The organism is Pseudomonas antarctica, assembly GCF_001647715.1.
Lineage (GTDB): Bacteria > Pseudomonadota > Gammaproteobacteria > Pseudomonadales > Pseudomonadaceae > Aquipseudomonas > Aquipseudomonas antarctica_A.
Genome location: NZ_CP015600.1, coordinates 3,042,103 through 3,056,498 on the forward strand (window position 1 = coordinate 3,042,103; position 14,396 = coordinate 3,056,498).

At 57.4% G+C, this 14,396-nt stretch carries 10 protein-coding genes and 3 pseudogenes; 8 read left to right on the forward strand and 5 right to left on the reverse strand.

Features of this window, described 5'->3' with window-relative positions; genetic code table 11:
* Window positions 1–12: 12 nt before the first annotated feature.
* Both mexE and A7J50_RS13785 read right to left on the reverse strand, forming a co-directional pair.
* The gene (gene mexE, locus A7J50_RS13780; RefSeq protein WP_064452298.1) at window positions 13–1,254 is read right to left on the reverse strand and encodes a multidrug efflux RND transporter periplasmic adaptor subunit MexE; all 1,242 of its coding nucleotides are present in this window, start codon (window positions 1,252–1,254) and stop codon (window positions 13–15) included.
* A gap of 329 nt (window positions 1,255–1,583) precedes the next feature.
* On the reverse strand, window positions 1,584–2,789 hold the full coding sequence (locus A7J50_RS13785) for an MFS transporter (protein ID WP_064452299.1): 1,206 nt from the start codon (window positions 2,787–2,789) through the stop codon (window positions 1,584–1,586).
* A 141-nt stretch (window positions 2,790–2,930) separates the two neighbouring features.
* Between A7J50_RS13785 and A7J50_RS13790 the strand changes: the two genes are divergently transcribed.
* From A7J50_RS13790 to A7J50_RS30690, 7 genes and pseudogenes are all read left to right on the forward strand, one after another.
* Window positions 2,931–3,836 (forward strand): LysR family transcriptional regulator, encoded by a 906-nt coding sequence (locus A7J50_RS13790; RefSeq protein WP_064452300.1) that lies wholly within the window; start codon window positions 2,931–2,933, stop codon window positions 3,834–3,836.
* Window positions 3,837–4,033: 197 nt separating this feature from the next.
* Complete coding sequence (locus A7J50_RS13795; protein ID WP_167353729.1) at window positions 4,034–4,723, forward strand: cysteine hydrolase family protein; 690 nt, start codon at window positions 4,034–4,036, stop codon at window positions 4,721–4,723.
* Window positions 4,724–4,759: 36 nt separating this feature from the next.
* Window positions 4,760–5,671 carry a LysR family transcriptional regulator gene (locus A7J50_RS13800; protein ID WP_064452301.1) on the forward strand — a complete coding sequence of 304 codons (912 nt, stop codon included), beginning with the start codon at window positions 4,760–4,762 and terminating at the stop codon, window positions 5,669–5,671.
* Window positions 5,672–5,702: 31 nt separating this feature from the next.
* Window positions 5,703–7,772, forward strand: coding sequence for a prolyl oligopeptidase family serine peptidase (locus A7J50_RS13805; protein WP_064452302.1), 2,070 nt, complete (start codon window positions 5,703–5,705; stop codon window positions 7,770–7,772).
* A 522-nt stretch (window positions 7,773–8,294) separates the two neighbouring features.
* Complete coding sequence (locus tag A7J50_RS13810) at window positions 8,295–9,551, forward strand: HlyD family type I secretion periplasmic adaptor subunit (RefSeq protein ID WP_064452303.1); 1,257 nt, start codon at window positions 8,295–8,297, stop codon at window positions 9,549–9,551.
* 1 nt (window position 9,552) lies between these two features.
* Window positions 9,553–10,110, forward strand: a complete 558-nt coding sequence (locus tag A7J50_RS13815; protein ID WP_064452304.1) for a hypothetical protein — start codon at window positions 9,553–9,555, stop codon at window positions 10,108–10,110.
* A gap of 249 nt (window positions 10,111–10,359) precedes the next feature.
* Window positions 10,360–10,569 (forward strand): annotated as a pseudogene (locus A7J50_RS30690) (ADP-ribosylglycohydrolase family protein); the annotation flags it as partial.
* 21 nt (window positions 10,570–10,590) lie between these two features.
* Here A7J50_RS30690 and A7J50_RS13820 read toward each other — a convergent pair.
* From A7J50_RS13820 to A7J50_RS13830, 3 genes and pseudogenes are all read right to left on the reverse strand, one after another.
* Window positions 10,591–11,136, reverse strand: a pseudogene (locus A7J50_RS13820) (hypothetical protein); the annotation flags it as partial.
* Window positions 11,130–11,689 (reverse strand): annotated as a pseudogene (locus tag A7J50_RS13825) (tyrosine-type recombinase/integrase); the annotation flags it as partial. The pseudogenes A7J50_RS13820 and A7J50_RS13825, both read right to left, overlap by 7 nt.
* Before the next feature lie 154 nt (window positions 11,690–11,843).
* Window positions 11,844–12,758, reverse strand: a complete 915-nt coding sequence (locus A7J50_RS13830; protein WP_064452305.1) for a LysR substrate-binding domain-containing protein — start codon at window positions 12,756–12,758, stop codon at window positions 11,844–11,846.
* Window positions 12,759–13,026: 268 nt separating this feature from the next.
* Between A7J50_RS13830 and A7J50_RS13835 the strand changes: the two genes are divergently transcribed.
* On the forward strand, window positions 13,027–14,049 hold the full coding sequence (locus A7J50_RS13835) for a zinc-dependent alcohol dehydrogenase family protein (protein WP_064452306.1): 1,023 nt from the start codon (window positions 13,027–13,029) through the stop codon (window positions 14,047–14,049).
* The last annotated feature ends 347 nt before the right edge of the window (window positions 14,050–14,396 follow it).

Consider the following 14,396-nt stretch of genomic DNA (forward strand, 5'->3'; position numbering starts at 1 on the left):
GAGTTGTATCCCTTAACCGCGTGGAGTCGCGACGCTGGCAACTTTGGGCGCGGCTTTATCCGGCGCCACTTGCTCCAGGTTGCTGGCTTCAAGCGCTTGTCGTTGTTGTGCCAAGGCGGCGAGGGTTTCCTTGCTGGCCATCGGGATGGTTTCCGGTGCAACCGGCGACCCCGGACGAATGCGCTGCAAGCCCTTCACGACGATGGTGTCGTCCTTGTTCAAACCGCTGCGTACGATGCGCAAGCCTTCGATCTTCGGCCCCAGTTCCACCGAGCGATAAGCCGGTTTGTCGCCGTCCATCACCAGCACGAACTTCTTGCCCAGGTCGGTGCCGACCGCTTCGTCGTTGATCAACACAGCGGAGTAGGTGCCGCTGCCAACCAGCTTCAAGCGGGCATACAGGCCAGGGGTGTATTCGCCCTTGCTGTTATCGAACACGGCGCGGCCACGGATGGTGCCGGTGGCCGGGTTGACCTGGTTGTCGACGAAGTTCATCTGGCCCAGGTGCGGGTTGCCGGTTTCGTTGGACAGGCCCAGGTACACAGGCGTTGTTGCGCCACGACGGCCTTGGCGGGCCAGCTCGGTGTACTTGAGGTACACGCGCTCATCGGCGTCGAAGTAGGCGTAGACCTTGTCGGTGGAGACCACGCTGGTGAGTGCGGTGACGTCGGCGGTCACCAGGTTGCCGGCGGTGATTTCGGCACGGCTGACGCGGCCGCTGATCGGCGAGGTCACGCGGGTAAAGCTCAGGTTGAGCTTGGCCAGGTCCAACTGCGCCTGAATCCCGGCGACAGCGGCGCGGGCTTCCTGGGCAGCGGTGGTGCGCGAGTCGGCCAGTTCGGCGGAAATCGCGTTGCTCTGACGCAGGCGTTCGCCCCGTTGCGCTTCATTATCGCTACGGCTGGCGGCGGCTTTGGTTTGGGCAAGCTGGGCTTCGAGGCGGCGCACTTCAGCCTGGAACGGACGCGGGTCGATCTGGAACAGCACATCGCCTTTCTTCACCAGGGCGCCTTCGATGAACGCCACTTGGTCGATCTGGCCGGACACGCGCGGACGAATCTGCACGGTTTCCGGCGCTTCCAGGCGACCGGTGAATTCATCCCACTCGTTTACCGGTTGTTCGAGCACCTTGGCCACACTGATTTTTGCAGGGGGCATGGCGGCCGCTTGTTCCGGAGTTTTGCCGCACGCGCTCATCACCACCACGGCCAAAATCGCCAGGGGGAAGCGCAAATGTTTGAGTGACTGTTCCATGAGGTGCATCCGCCAATGTATTTGAGATGGGCGGATCATGCGCGGCGAGGTGCTATGTCACGAATCGAATGAAGCAAAGGTAACTATCATTCGGAATGATATAAGCGCGAGATTAGCCCTCTAGGATGCGGGTTTCGTTAGGGAGCTATCAATGGGCTTGATGACAAAGGTGTATTGCGCAGCTTGCAAGGAACACGGCCAACGTCGCGCTGCCGCTGGCCAGCTTGCGTTGCAAGCCGCTTGAACAGTATCAACCTGGCCGCAGGCGTCAGCCCGGGTGGTAATTTGACGCAACCGATCGTATACCCCGCCAGGACGCTCGAAGGCGCTCACTTCACCGGTTTGGCGGTGAGGGCACCTGACAGGGAAACGCCCAGCAGATACAGCATCCCACCGCCGATTATAAAAAGTACCAGCATGTAGAAAATGTAGTGAGCCGGCTGCGTTGCCAGCACCCATCCGCACAGCACGGGCCCCAATGCTGCGCCGACGTTGCTGAGGTTCTGCGCGGCGTAATACATGCCGCGCAGATGATTCGGCGCAATGTTGTCGATGAACATGTATTCGGCGGGGAACACGATAATTTCACCCAGGGTGAAAATGGCCATGGACAGCACCCACATCAACAGTGTGGTGGACAGCGCGAACCCGCCCAGCCCGACGATAAACAGGCTGAGGCCGGCCGCCAGCCACACGTTCAAGTACCGATGGGTAATCCGTTTGCCCAGGCCGTATTGCAGGCTGATCACCATCAGGGCATTGGTTGCCACAACCGTGCTGATAATCCGGTAGGTCGCCTGGGGCGTGGAGGTGACTATCAGGTACTGCGAGAGATAGGCAGTGAATTGGCCGAACACCACCGCACTCAATAGCCCGCCCAAGGTAAAGCACACCAGGCGGTAATCACGCAGCAGCAGTTTGCCGACTGCCAGGAACGGCGTGGGCGGCCGGTTTGCCTCGACCGTCACCAGGCACCTGTCGCCCCACACGAAATAGATAAAAAAGAACCCGGCACCAAGCCCTGCTGACATCAGAAAGGGCAGGCTGGTATCCACGGCGGCCAACCCCGCGCCCAGAAACGGCCCGACGGCATAACCGATATTGGTCAGCGTGTATTTGATCGAAAACACTTCGCTGCGCTGATTGACGGGGAGCAGGCTGCCAAATCCGGCCTTCACTGCAATATCAATCACGGCATAGGCCAGGTTGACTGACACCAGGCACAGGTAAAACAGCCAGAGCGCGGGCGCGACATAGGCGCCGAGAAAGCTCAGCGTGAACACGCCGCAGAACGTGAGAATAAGCCGGTAACTGGACATTCTGTCCACTAGAAAACCGCCATACAGGCTCAGCATCGAGCCAATGATCAGCGTGCTGCCAATGACCAGGCCGATGTCGGCGATGCTCAATTCAAAGTGGCCCGACAAGTAGATGACCAGGTAGGGCAGCGTAATTGCGCGGGCGAGGGTTAATACCAGTGAGGCACACAGCAGCAGGTTGAGGGTGAGCGGGTAGTTTTTCAGCGTTGCCAGCATTCGAGCCTCATCGTCCATTTATAAGGTGCGAGCGTCATGATTCGCTCGCTCGGAAAGGTGCAGCTTACTTTTGATCCTGGTTCTGATTTAGGATGCTTTTTATCAATATATTGGAAATGAATTCATGAATAAGGAACGTCTGTGTTTTCCTCCGAACGCTTGAAGGGCATCGATGTGTTTGTCTGTGTCGCGCAGTACGGCAGCTTCACGGCAGCGGCCGAGAAAATGCACCTGACGGCCTCTGCCATCAGTAAAAACATCGCGCGCCTGGAAACGCGCCTGGGCGCCAGACTGTTCGAGCGCACCACGCGCACGTTATCGCTGACGGATGCCGGTGTTGCGTTTCTGCGCACCTGCACCGGCGTACTGGCAGACCTGGAAGAAGCGGAGTTATCACTTCAGGCAGAAAACACCGAGCCTCGCGGGCGTGTGCGCATTGACCTGCCCAGCGCATTTGGCCGCGCACAGGTGTTACCGATCCTTCTGCAGTGGGTGAAGGATCATCCATTGCTGATACCGCATATCTCTTTCTCAGATGGTTTTATCGACCCGCTCAAGGAAGGCGTGGACATCGTGGTGCGCATTGGCGACGCACACACCTGGCCGGAGACGGTAGAGCACCGGCTGCTCAACCGTGAGCGGCATGTTTTGTGTGCATCCCCTGCGTATCTGGCTCGCCATGGCACCCCACACGCGGAGCGCGACCTTGAGCATCATCGGTGTATTGCCTATGGCTGGATTGACGGGAGCATCAGCCCTTGGCGTTACGCCGGTGAGCAGGGCGAAACACGCCACAGGCAAATCGCTGCGCACCTGGTGATGGGGAATGGTGACGGATTGATGATGGCCGCACTGGCAGGCTGCGGTATCGTACAGTTGCCGTCATGGCTGATCGAGCAACCATTGCGGGAGGGGACGCTGGTTGAGGTGTTGCCGAAACTGGCAATCACGGGAATGGAGATCAATGTGGCCTGGGTTAAAAATCGCCAGGCGCTGCCCAAGATTCGCGCGGTAGTTGATGCGCTGGTTACGGGGCTGGGCGCTTGAGTGAGCGGTCGCTTGACTTTAAATATGTGCAGAAATAGCACAGGTATTGTTTGCTTATGTGCGTGGATCAAACAGTAGGGCCTGCTTAAGCTGGCCTCGTCAACCCGACGACTGCTTAAGGAAACCCGCTCATGTCCCACGCCATTGCTACTTCTCAATTGACCCTGCGCGCCGCAAACGCCGGCGCCGTGCCGCACATGCTTAAAACCGTCATCGCCGGCCTTGGCCTGCTGATGAGCCTCGGCCAATGTGCCGTGGCCGCTGATGCTCAGGTCAATACTCAGCCGACCATCCGCGCCATGTTCGGTGCCAAACCGACCGACCAGTTGGACCCGAAAACCACCGCGCTGCTGGTGATCGACTTCCAGAACGAATACTTCACGGGCCGCATGCCGATCCCGGATGGCATGAAAGCCCTGGACAACGCCCAGCGCCTGATTGCGTTTGCCGACAAGCAACATATCCCGGTGATCCACGTGCAACACGTGGCTCCGGAGGGCGCAGCGGTGTTTGCCAAGGACGGTAAAACGGTGAACTTCCACCCGTTGATGCAGCCGCGTCCACAGGACAAAGTCATTCAAAAAACCACCGTGAGTGTGTTCGCCAGCACCGATATCGACGCCCAGTTGAAGAAAGCCGGAATCAAGACACTGATCATTTCCGGCCTGATGACCCACGCCTGTGTCGCCGGTGCCGCGCGTGACGCGGTGCCGTTGGGCTACGACGTTGTGGTAGCATCCGATGCCACTGCAACCCGCGCAATCACTCGCGCCAATGGGGATTCGGTGTCCAAGGACGCGTTGCACAACGCGGCGCTGGCGGAAATCGAAGACACCTTCGGTTCGGTGCTGACCACCGCGCAAATCGTTGCCTTGCCCGTGCACTGATCCACCGGATTGCTCGCCTGGAGTCACATTCGCTTCATGAACCAGTTATCTGCCATGCGCGCCTTTCGGTGCATCGTCGAGGCCAAGGGCTTCTCTGCCGCGGCAGAGCGGCTGGACACAACCCACTCGACGATTTCCCGGCAATTGCAGCAACTGGAAGTTGAACTGGGCGTTCAGTTGATCAACCGCAACACCCGGCGTTTCAGCCTGACCCGCCCCGGAGAGCACTACTTCGCAGCGTGCGTCGATATTCTCGATCGCCTTGATGCGGCCGCCATGGCCATGGCGCAGGGGCATCAGCAACCCAATGGCCTGTTGCGGGTCAGCGTGCCCCTGGTGGTCGGCACACTGGACCTGCCGCACTGGCTGCCGGGTTTCCAGAAGCGCTACCCCGATATCGAACTTGAGCTGTGCTGCGACGATCAGTTCGTTGATCTGGTCGCCGAAGGGTTCGATGTGGCTATCCGTATCGCCAGTGCACTGGCTGACACCACGCTGGTCGCGCGCACCCTGACGGTTTCAAAGCTGGTCCTGGTGGCTTCTCCGGCCTATGTAAACAGACACGGTTTGCCACGCACAGCCCAGGAACTCGACGGCCATCGCTTGCTGGCGTTTATCGGCGCCTCATCCGACTGGGAGCTGTGCCCGCCACGCGGTGCACCGGTCAAGGTCACGCCAACGGGGCAGTTCAAGACCAACACCCTCAGCGCCTTGCACGCCGCCGCACTGGCCGGCGCCGGCATCGCGTGTTTTACCCAGGCCACCGTGCGCGCTAATTTTGCGCAAGGGCAACTCGTCTCCATTCTGCCCAACTATTCACTGGGCCAACGGCATTACTTCGCGCTCTATCCGCAATCGCGGTATCTGGCGCCCAACGTCAGGGCGTTTGTCGATTACATGGCCGACTTCTACGCGTCCCAAGGGCAAGCCGTAAGCGGTCACGGATAATTTTCAATACAGCTTTCGACAGGATTCGACCATGTCAAACCTCCCAACAGAACCCACCACGCTCCACGATCCGTACCTATGGCTTGAAGAGGTCGACAGTGCCAGGGCGCTGGAATGGGTGCGGGCGCAGAACCTGAAAACCGATACGCGCCTCGCGCAATCGGACGCCTTCAAAACGCTGCAGGCCGACCTGCTGGCGGTGCTGGATAGCGACAGCAATATCCCATTCGTGGAAAAAATCGGCGCGCACTATTACAACTTCTGGATTGACGCCGCGCACCCACGCGGCCTGTGGCGTCGCACCACGCTGGAGGAGTACCGCAAGGCCCAACCCGCATGGGAAACCGTGCTGGATATCGATGCGTTGAACGCCCTTGAGGGCGAGAACTGGGTATGGCATGGCGCCAACTGCCTGCGACCGGGCCATTCGCAACCGGGCTATCAGCGCTGTCTGATCGAACTGTCCCGTGGCGGGGCGGATGCCAGCGTGACGCGCGAATTTGATCTGGTCGGCAAAGCCTGGGTCGAAGACGGCTTCCAACTGCCCGAGTCCAAGGGCGGAATGGACTGGATCGACCAGGACAGCGTGTATGTGTTCACCGATTTCGGTGCGGCCAGCATGACGCGCTCGGGCTACCCGCGCATCGTCAAGCAGTGGCAGCGCGGAACGCCGCTGAGCGCGGCCAGTGTTGTGTACGAAGGCCAGCACGACGATATGTATATCGCGGCAATGCACGACAGTACGCCGGGCTACGAACGTGATATCGTCAGCCGTACGCTGGCGTTCTACAACGATGAGCTGTACCTGCGGGCCGGCGACGGCAAACTGAGCAAAATCGACGCGCCTAACTCGGCCGAAAAATCGCTGCACAAAGACTGGCTGCTGCTGAAACTACGTGACGACTGGCCAGTGGGTGACGGCTATGTGGCCGGCTCGTTGTTGGCAATCAAGTTTGAACATTTCATGGCCGGCGCGCGCGATTTCGACGTGTTGTTCGTGCCGTCTGACAGCACCTCGCTGGCAGACATGGACTGGACGCGCAACCACTTGGTGCTGAACGTGCTGGATGACGTCAGGAACCGTCTCAGCGTGTTGACGCCTGGCGCCGAAGGATGGACGCGCAGTGCATTTATCGGTGCGCCGCCGATGGCGACTGTGGACGTGAGTGCGGTCGACAGCGATGACAGCGACGCGGTTTGGCTGATCACGCGGGACTACCTCACGCCGGTCACGCTTTCACTGGCTCAAATCGGCGCTCAACCGCACGTGCTGAAAGCCATGCCGGCGTTCTTCGATTCGAGTCGCCACGTGGTGCAACAGCATTTTGCAGCGTCCAGGGATGGCACTCGTGTGCCGTATTTCCTGGTGCATGAGCAAGGGTTGCAGTACGACGGCAGTGCGCCAACCTTGCTCTATGGCTACGGCGGTTTCGAGTATTCGCTGTGCCCGGAGTACTCCGGCGGGCTGGGCCGCGCCTGGCTTGCCAAAGGCGGGGTGTATGCCGTCGCCAACATTCGCGGCGGTGGCGAATACGGCCCGCGTTGGCACCAGGCCGCACTCAAGCACAATCGCGCGCGCGCCTACGAAGATTTTGCCGCCGTAGCGCAAGACCTGATCAGCCGAAAAATCACCGCGCCCCGGCATTTGGGCGTGCAAGGTGGCAGCAATGGCGGCCTGTTGGTCGGCAATATGCTGACCCAGTACCCTGAACTGTTAGGCGCCGTTGTCGTGCAGGTGCCGTTGCTCGATATGCAGCGCTATCACCACTTACTGGCCGGAGCCTCGTGGATGGAGGAGTACGGCAACCCGGACGTGCCCGAAGAGTGGGCCTACATCCAGACTTTTTCGCCTTACCACCTGTTCGATCCGGCGCAGACTTACCCGCCGGTGCTGTTCACCACCTCCACCCGTGATGACCGCGTACACCCGGCCCACGCCCGCAAGCTGGCGGCCAGGATGATCGAGTCCAACCAGGACGTGACCTATTACGAGAACATCGAAGGGGGCCATGGTGGAGCGGCGGATAACGCGCAGAGTGCGTACATGAAAGCGTTGGTTTACAGCTTTTTGTGGGAGCGGTTGAGCGTCGGCGGGGATTGACCGAGGCCGGCGGGTCAGAGGCTGTCCGGGTCGTTCGCCTGCTGGGTGCTCTCAAAAAAAACGGTAGCCTCGCTTCGATTTGCTCACAGATCACTACATACCGAGCCCAAAGATGCACTCTCGTATGCTGAGGGGCCTCGCATCACGCACCCGAGGCAGGAGCCGTATGCGGTAGTTTCGCACCGGGGGAGGGAACTGCCATTCCTACCGCGACCGATTGATCAACACTGACTTCATTCGAAATTGGCTATTGTTCTGCCTGCGGTACATGACGCTATGAGGTTTCGTTCCTGAGGAAACTCGCTATGTTTTGGCGTCTTTATTTTAATAAAGTATTCCGGGGATAGCATTTTGATCTATAAAAAAGGCGGCCGCCTGAAATTCCTCGTCTACGCTCGCTTCAACGGCCCTTAAACCTTGGGTTAACCCGCTCAGTATTCATATGGAAATGATGATGGGTGTAAAGGAAGACACGGTCGTAGAACAGTCACTTGGGGTCATGCCTGGGGGCAGCGCAAGCTACTGGATACACCACGGCGCCTGCGGCACGAAGTCCAGTTTTTGCCCGCTGCCCTGGCGTTGCAGGAGCAACCAGTACACCCGGCCCCGCGCTACATTCTCTTTTCAATCATGCTATTCGCAGCTCTAGCCTTCTTCTGGGCCTGCCTGGGTGAGATTGATGTCGTGGCGACCGCCACCGGCAAAGTTGTCGCAAGTGGCAAGAGCAAAACCATCCAGCCCAGCGAGGTGGCGGTAGTCAAAGCGATCCATGTATACGACGGTGAACAAGTAAAGGTCGGGGATGTATTGATAGAGCTGGATGCCAGCGTGACCGGTGCTGATGTCAGGCGTTTGAACAGCGATTTGATGGCCGCCAAGGTCGACAGCACCCGGGCTGGAGCCATGCTTGAAGCAATCCAGAACCATAAAGAACCAGGATCGCTACAGGGCAAAATTAATGATGCCGGCCCTGTTCAACAACTCGCTGCTGAGCGTTGGTTGCAGGGGCAATATTTCGAACTTAAAAGTGCCCTGTACCAAGCGGAAGCGGAGATCGATCAACGCACGGCAGAAATCGCTTCAGCCAATATCAACGTCGGTACTTTGCAGAAAACATTACCCGTCTCTCGAAGACTTGCAGAGGACTACAAGACGCTGTTAGAGCAACAGTATGTTCCGCGTCATGCCTACCTGGAGAAAGAACTAGCGCTGCTTGATCTAGAACGTGAGCTGGCATTGCAGCGTGGGCGAGTGAACGAACTCAAGGCTGCGAAGAAGGAGGCTGAAGGACGCTGGGTAGGCATCCTCGCCCAGACCCGTCGGGCCATGCTGGATTTGCAGCAGCAGTCGGAACAGAAAGTTGCCTCGCTCACTCAAGAGGTCAGCAAAGCTGAGCAGCGTGATCATCTGATGCGATTGACTGCGCCGGTAGATGGGATGGTGCAGCAGTTGGCTGTTCACACAATCGGCGGAGTTGTCACCGCCGCTCAACCCTTGATGGTTGTCGTGCCGACTGACCGGCCAGTAGAAGTTGAGGCAATGCTGGAGAATGAGGTAATTAGCGTCTCCAATGATGCCATTGAAGATGAGAAACGAGGTTTGCTTTACAGTGTCAGAGTTCGCTTGTTTAGCGATTTTGTGACTGTAAAGGGCAAGGATATTAGTTTGGTGTCCGGTATGTCAGTGAGTTCTAACGTAAAGACTGATCATCGACGAATAATTGACTACTTGCTGAGCCCGCTAGAGCGCCATATCGCTGAAAGTATGATGGAGTATTAATATGAAAGGTGTTTTATTGTTTTTGGCTATTTGTGTAGTTGGTTGCGGTGCTGTTATGGCATGGGCAGAGCAGATTATGTATTTTAAAGTGGGGGAGTCGAAGTATTATGTGAATTCATCGGCTTCAGAAAGAGGTGTCATGACTGATGGTGAAAATCAAATTTTAATCATTCATGATCTGGATGTCGTAAATATGGGGAAGGTCTCCGTATATGTAGAGCGAAATCAGGCCAAAAAAAACGATACGGGGCGCCTTGCTTATGAATTTGTAAAGCCGACGTTGACGGTGGCGGAGTCTAACTCAAAGTTTGTAGTGTATAAGTCGAGCGATGAGGTAAGGAGTAATGATTTAATATTTAACGACTTGATTTCGGGTGAGTATATTTATTTTGATTGTCGACTTCAAAGTCTTTGTACTATTAGAGGTACTTATAAGGGAGAGCTTGGGGTTAGAGTCGACTTTAGACCGTCAGAAAAAAAATTGACCTATAGCGAAATACTGAAAGGGTACTGGGATGTAAAACGGCTAATTTTTATAGGTCAACGTGATGGAAACTAACGTGGTTTTGTCCGCTGATCAAAGAGTCGCTGTCCAAAACCTTGTGTCTCAAAAAAATTACGCTTCAGGTTATCTTTATGTGGCTAATATCGTCTCTGGTCAGGCAGGAGGGGATCCTAGGACTGCTAGATGGTTGGAAACGGCCGCGAGTATTAACTCTAATGATGGTAGTTGGCATAGTGACTTCGTGCATTATGCAACTTATCAGGCGCTGCGAGATCAGGGTTTGCCTGTGAGTCCGGATGTATTTTCCACAAGACGGATAGCTTTGCCGAGGCCGTGCTAATGGCTGCGAATCTGGGGGATGACGCGGACACTACCGCGGCAATCGTTGGCCAGGTTGCCGGTGCATATTATGGCGTGCAAAGTATTCCAGAGGATTGGTTAGGCAAGTTGTGGATGCGTGAGCGGATCCAGGCCACTGCCGATGCGTTGATGCAGATGGGCGAGCCTCACTAAGACACGCGCCATCGCCCGGGATTAATCCTCGATCACTAAGCCGATGGCAGGAACAATCAACAGCGTACTGATCGTCATCGACAGCACATTGCCAATATACGGATGCAGGTAACTCGGCAACCGGCCGACAATCGCGCACGCCAACGGCGGCGCAATCAGCGCGCCCAGCACCGAGCTGAGCACAATAACCGTCACGCTACCGCCATAAGTCAACACAGCGGCCGGCACCACCGACACTAGTGGCACATAGGTCGGGTACCAACCCCGTATTCGCCATTGCTGTCGCCATAGGAGGATGCCCAGCAGTGAGGTCAGCGCCTGGCCTGCCACCAGATGCAGTACCCAGCCCGACCCATCGGCGGGGCTCAGAGGATTTAAGGGGTAGGCCAGCAACACGCGTGCGAGCAAACCCAGGCTGGCCCACTCATTGCCAAAAAACGGCGCTTCGGAAAAGTCTGCCAGCACATGACGTAGCGTCCAGCGTAGGCCGTAATTGGGTGTTTTCAGAGGCGCGGTGGGAGGGTCGTTGGCCTTGGCTTCAGGCGCACGGCTTACCAGTATCGGCACTGCGTACGTACATGGCTTGCCATAGCCAGAATGCGCTGGCGGCGCATCTCGGTGATGATCGTGGTGATGTGCTCGAGCTTGATTTCGCTGACCTGTTTTTTGCCAATGACAGGGAAGACGTAGTTGTTCAGGGCGCCGCGAAACCCCGCAACAGATTTGCTCACCAGATCGGGGGACTTGAAAGCCAACCATTGCTCAGCCACGTATACGAAAGTTCGTTCTTCGTTAAGTAGCTGCGCTTCTACCTTGGCGGTCTTGGCCTTGAGCGGGGCTATGTGGTTGGCCACGTCGCGGCGTGCACCGCGAGCAATGTGGCTTGCCTCTCTCAGGCTGATGTCGGGGTAAGTCCCAATCGTGAAACAGTTTTCCTTGCCAAGCAGCCGATATTTCAGGCGCCACGATTTGGAAGGGTGGTTCCGAGCATGCTCGAAAGCCTGACCTGCAAGTAAAGGCCTGGGACTTCGCCGTCGACGTACTTGCCGGGTTCGGTCAGTGAACGGATGAAGGCATTGCTGAGTTTTCGTCTGAAAACAGGGGCGTTTTCTGGAGGCATCGGTGGGGGTGGGCAATTTTTATGAGCCGGAATTTACCCCCAGTTTTGTCCCCCATCAGCCCAAGAATTCAGTGGAAATAGACGGACGGCCATAGACTAATAATGTTCATAACACGATGTTTAAAAAGCTTTTTTGGATGTCAATGGAATTTTGTTACAGACTGTCCGGGTCCCCAAAAAACATCTGAATCCGCGACCGCAGCCACCGCTCTCCCGGGTCGTTATCCTGCGACCCGCGCCAGGCCATATGCAGTTCAAAGCTACGCACCGGCAACGGCGGGTCTTCGGCCCGAAGGCCGCCCGCCGCTGTCAGGGCCTCGGCTGCATAGTCCGGCACGGTGGCCAGAATGTCGGTGCCCGCCAGCAAGGTGCCCAGCCCATTGAACTGCGGCACAGCCAGTACCACGTGGCGTTTTCGATTTAGCTTTTCCAGCTCTTCGTCAATAAACCCGCTCAGGTCGCCCGCGAAGGACACCAGGGCGTGGGGGCGCGCGCAGAAGTCGTCCAGGCTCAGCGAGCCGGGCACGCTGTCGGCACGCAGCAGTTTCGGCAGGCTGCGACGCAGCACTTTGCGCTTGGCATTGGCCGGCAGGTCGGCGGTGTAGCTGACGCCGATGGAGATCTCACCGGAGGCCAGGAGGCCCGGCATCAGGATGTAGTTGACGCGGCGCACCACCAGCACGATGCCGGGAGCTTCGGCACGCAGGCGTTTGAGCAATTGGGGAAGCAGGGCGAATTCGACGTCGTCGGACAGGCCGATACGGAACACGGCGGTGCTGGTGGCCGGGTCGAACTCGGCGGCACGGCTCACGGCGGTGGAAATCGAGTCCAGGGCCGGGGAGAGCAGGGCGAAGATTTCTACAGCGCGTGCCGACGGCTCCATGCTGCGCCCGGTGCGCACAAACAGCGGGTCATCAAACAGCCCGCGCAGACGCGACAAGGCCGCACTGATGGCCGGCTGGCCGAGGAACAGCTTCTCGGCGGCGCGGGTCACGCTGCGCTCATGCATCAAGGTTTCGAATACGATCAAGAGGTTAAGGTCGACACGACGCAGGTCGTTACGGTTCATCTTGTGTCCTGGAAGAGTCAGCAAACTTGACGTGAACGGCCATATTCAGAACCCTCAGGTTCCACTTAGACGCATGACCGGCATGAATCTTACGGGGAAAGGCTGGTACTCTGCACAAGATAATTGAGTTTTCCTACAGGAGTTGAGGTCTATTCCTCGGTTGCGGAATCAATGACAGGCATGTCGACTATTAACGCCGACCGATGGCCTTAGCTGGAAAGCCCAGATAGAGTTCATGGCATTAGAGGTTACTTTGACGAGGTTTGCGATGTCCCGCACGATCCGTTTTCACAAGTTTGGTCCGGCCGAGGTGCTCAAATGCGAAGAGCATGCAGCCGCACAGCCCGCACCGGGCGAAGTGCAGGTGCGTGTCGAAGCGATTGGCATCAGCTGGTATGACATTTTGTGGCGCCAGAACCTGGCGTCCTCGCATGCACGTTTGCCGTCCGGCCTTGGTCATGAAATGGCCGGTGTGGTCGTCGCCCTCGGTGAGGGCGTGGATGATTTGGCTGTGGGCGATAAAGTGGCCAGTTTCCCGGCCGAGAGCCCCAATGATTATCCGGTGTATGGCGAGCAGATCGTCCTGCCCCGTTCGGCCTTGACCCGCTACCCGGACGTCTTGAGCCCGATTCAAGCCAGCGTGCACTACACGCCGCTGCTGATTGCCTACTTTGCGTACATGGATCTGGCGCGGGTCAAGCCCGGTCAATTTGCCTTAGTGACCGACGCCAGCCACTGCGCCGGTCCCTCGTTCGTACAACTGGGCAAGGCCTTGGGTGTGCGGGTGATTGCCGCGACCAAGGACAGCGCGGAGCGTGAGTACTTACTGTCCCTGGGGGCGGAGAAGGTCATCGTCACCGAAGAGCAGGACTTGCTCATGCAGATCAACAAGTACACCGATAACCGCGGCGTGGATGTGGTGTTCGATGGCTTGGGCGGCCCGCAGATGTCATTGCTGGGCGATGTCCTGGCGCCGCGTGGCAGCCTGGTGCTCTATGGCCTGCAAGGCGGCAACCAGACGCCATTCCCGGCGTGCGCAGCCTTCCAGAAGAACATTCAATTCTTCGTGCACTGTATCGGTAACTTCACCGGAAAGCCGGAACTGGGCATCATTCAGGACCATGTGGCGTTGCAACGTGCGTTGCGCGATATCAACCAACTGACGGCCGATCGGGTGTTGGTGCCACTGAAAACCACGGTGTTTGCGTTCAACCAGTTCGTGGAAGCGCACCGTTATATGGACGAATGTCCGTGCCGCGAGCGTGTTGCGTTGCAGGTTGAAGCTGTTTGAGATGTAGGAATATTCGCAAATAAGTCTTCAAACCCCCGGGCGCATGGGGCAAATGCGCCATTTGACAGGGTTTAACCCGCGCGGTGGCTGAAACGCGCAGGTGCCCTTCAGTCCTGTAAACGATACCTTTCTCCCCGGCGCCGCCCTGAAATTCAGCGCGGCGTTCTTGTGTGTGCCTCTTCAACGTAATTCCTGATAACTGTCTGAACTGGTTTTCGGCCAGGTTCTGTATCTGTTATTCATTATTTCAGTCCTGATAATTGGTGCTTCACTTTCAACTCAAGGACTGAGTAATGAATGACAATCTGATACGGCGGCCGGTACTTCCCGCCATGACGCGTGATGCA

Excerpts from the sequence above, each read along its gene's own strand:
- A7J50_RS13815 (WP_064452304.1), top strand. The coding sequence starts at position 9,553 with ATGAAAGGTGTTTTATTGTTTTTGGCTATTTGTGTAGTTGGTTGCGGT.
- A7J50_RS13785 (WP_064452299.1), bottom strand. The coding sequence starts at position 2,789 with ATGCTGGCAACGCTGAAAAACTACCCGCTCACCCTCAACCTGCTGCTG.
- A7J50_RS13830 (WP_064452305.1), bottom strand. The coding sequence starts at position 12,758 with ATGAACCGTAACGACCTGCGTCGTGTCGACCTTAACCTCTTGATCGTA.
- A7J50_RS13800 (WP_064452301.1), top strand. The coding sequence starts at position 4,760 with ATGAACCAGTTATCTGCCATGCGCGCCTTTCGGTGCATCGTCGAGGCC.
- A7J50_RS13835 (WP_064452306.1), top strand. The coding sequence starts at position 13,027 with ATGTCCCGCACGATCCGTTTTCACAAGTTTGGTCCGGCCGAGGTGCTC.
- A7J50_RS13805 (WP_064452302.1), top strand. The coding sequence starts at position 5,703 with ATGTCAAACCTCCCAACAGAACCCACCACGCTCCACGATCCGTACCTA.
- mexE (WP_064452298.1), bottom strand. The coding sequence starts at position 1,254 with ATGGAACAGTCACTCAAACATTTGCGCTTCCCCCTGGCGATTTTGGCC.
- A7J50_RS13795 (WP_167353729.1), top strand. The coding sequence starts at position 4,034 with ATGCTTAAAACCGTCATCGCCGGCCTTGGCCTGCTGATGAGCCTCGGC.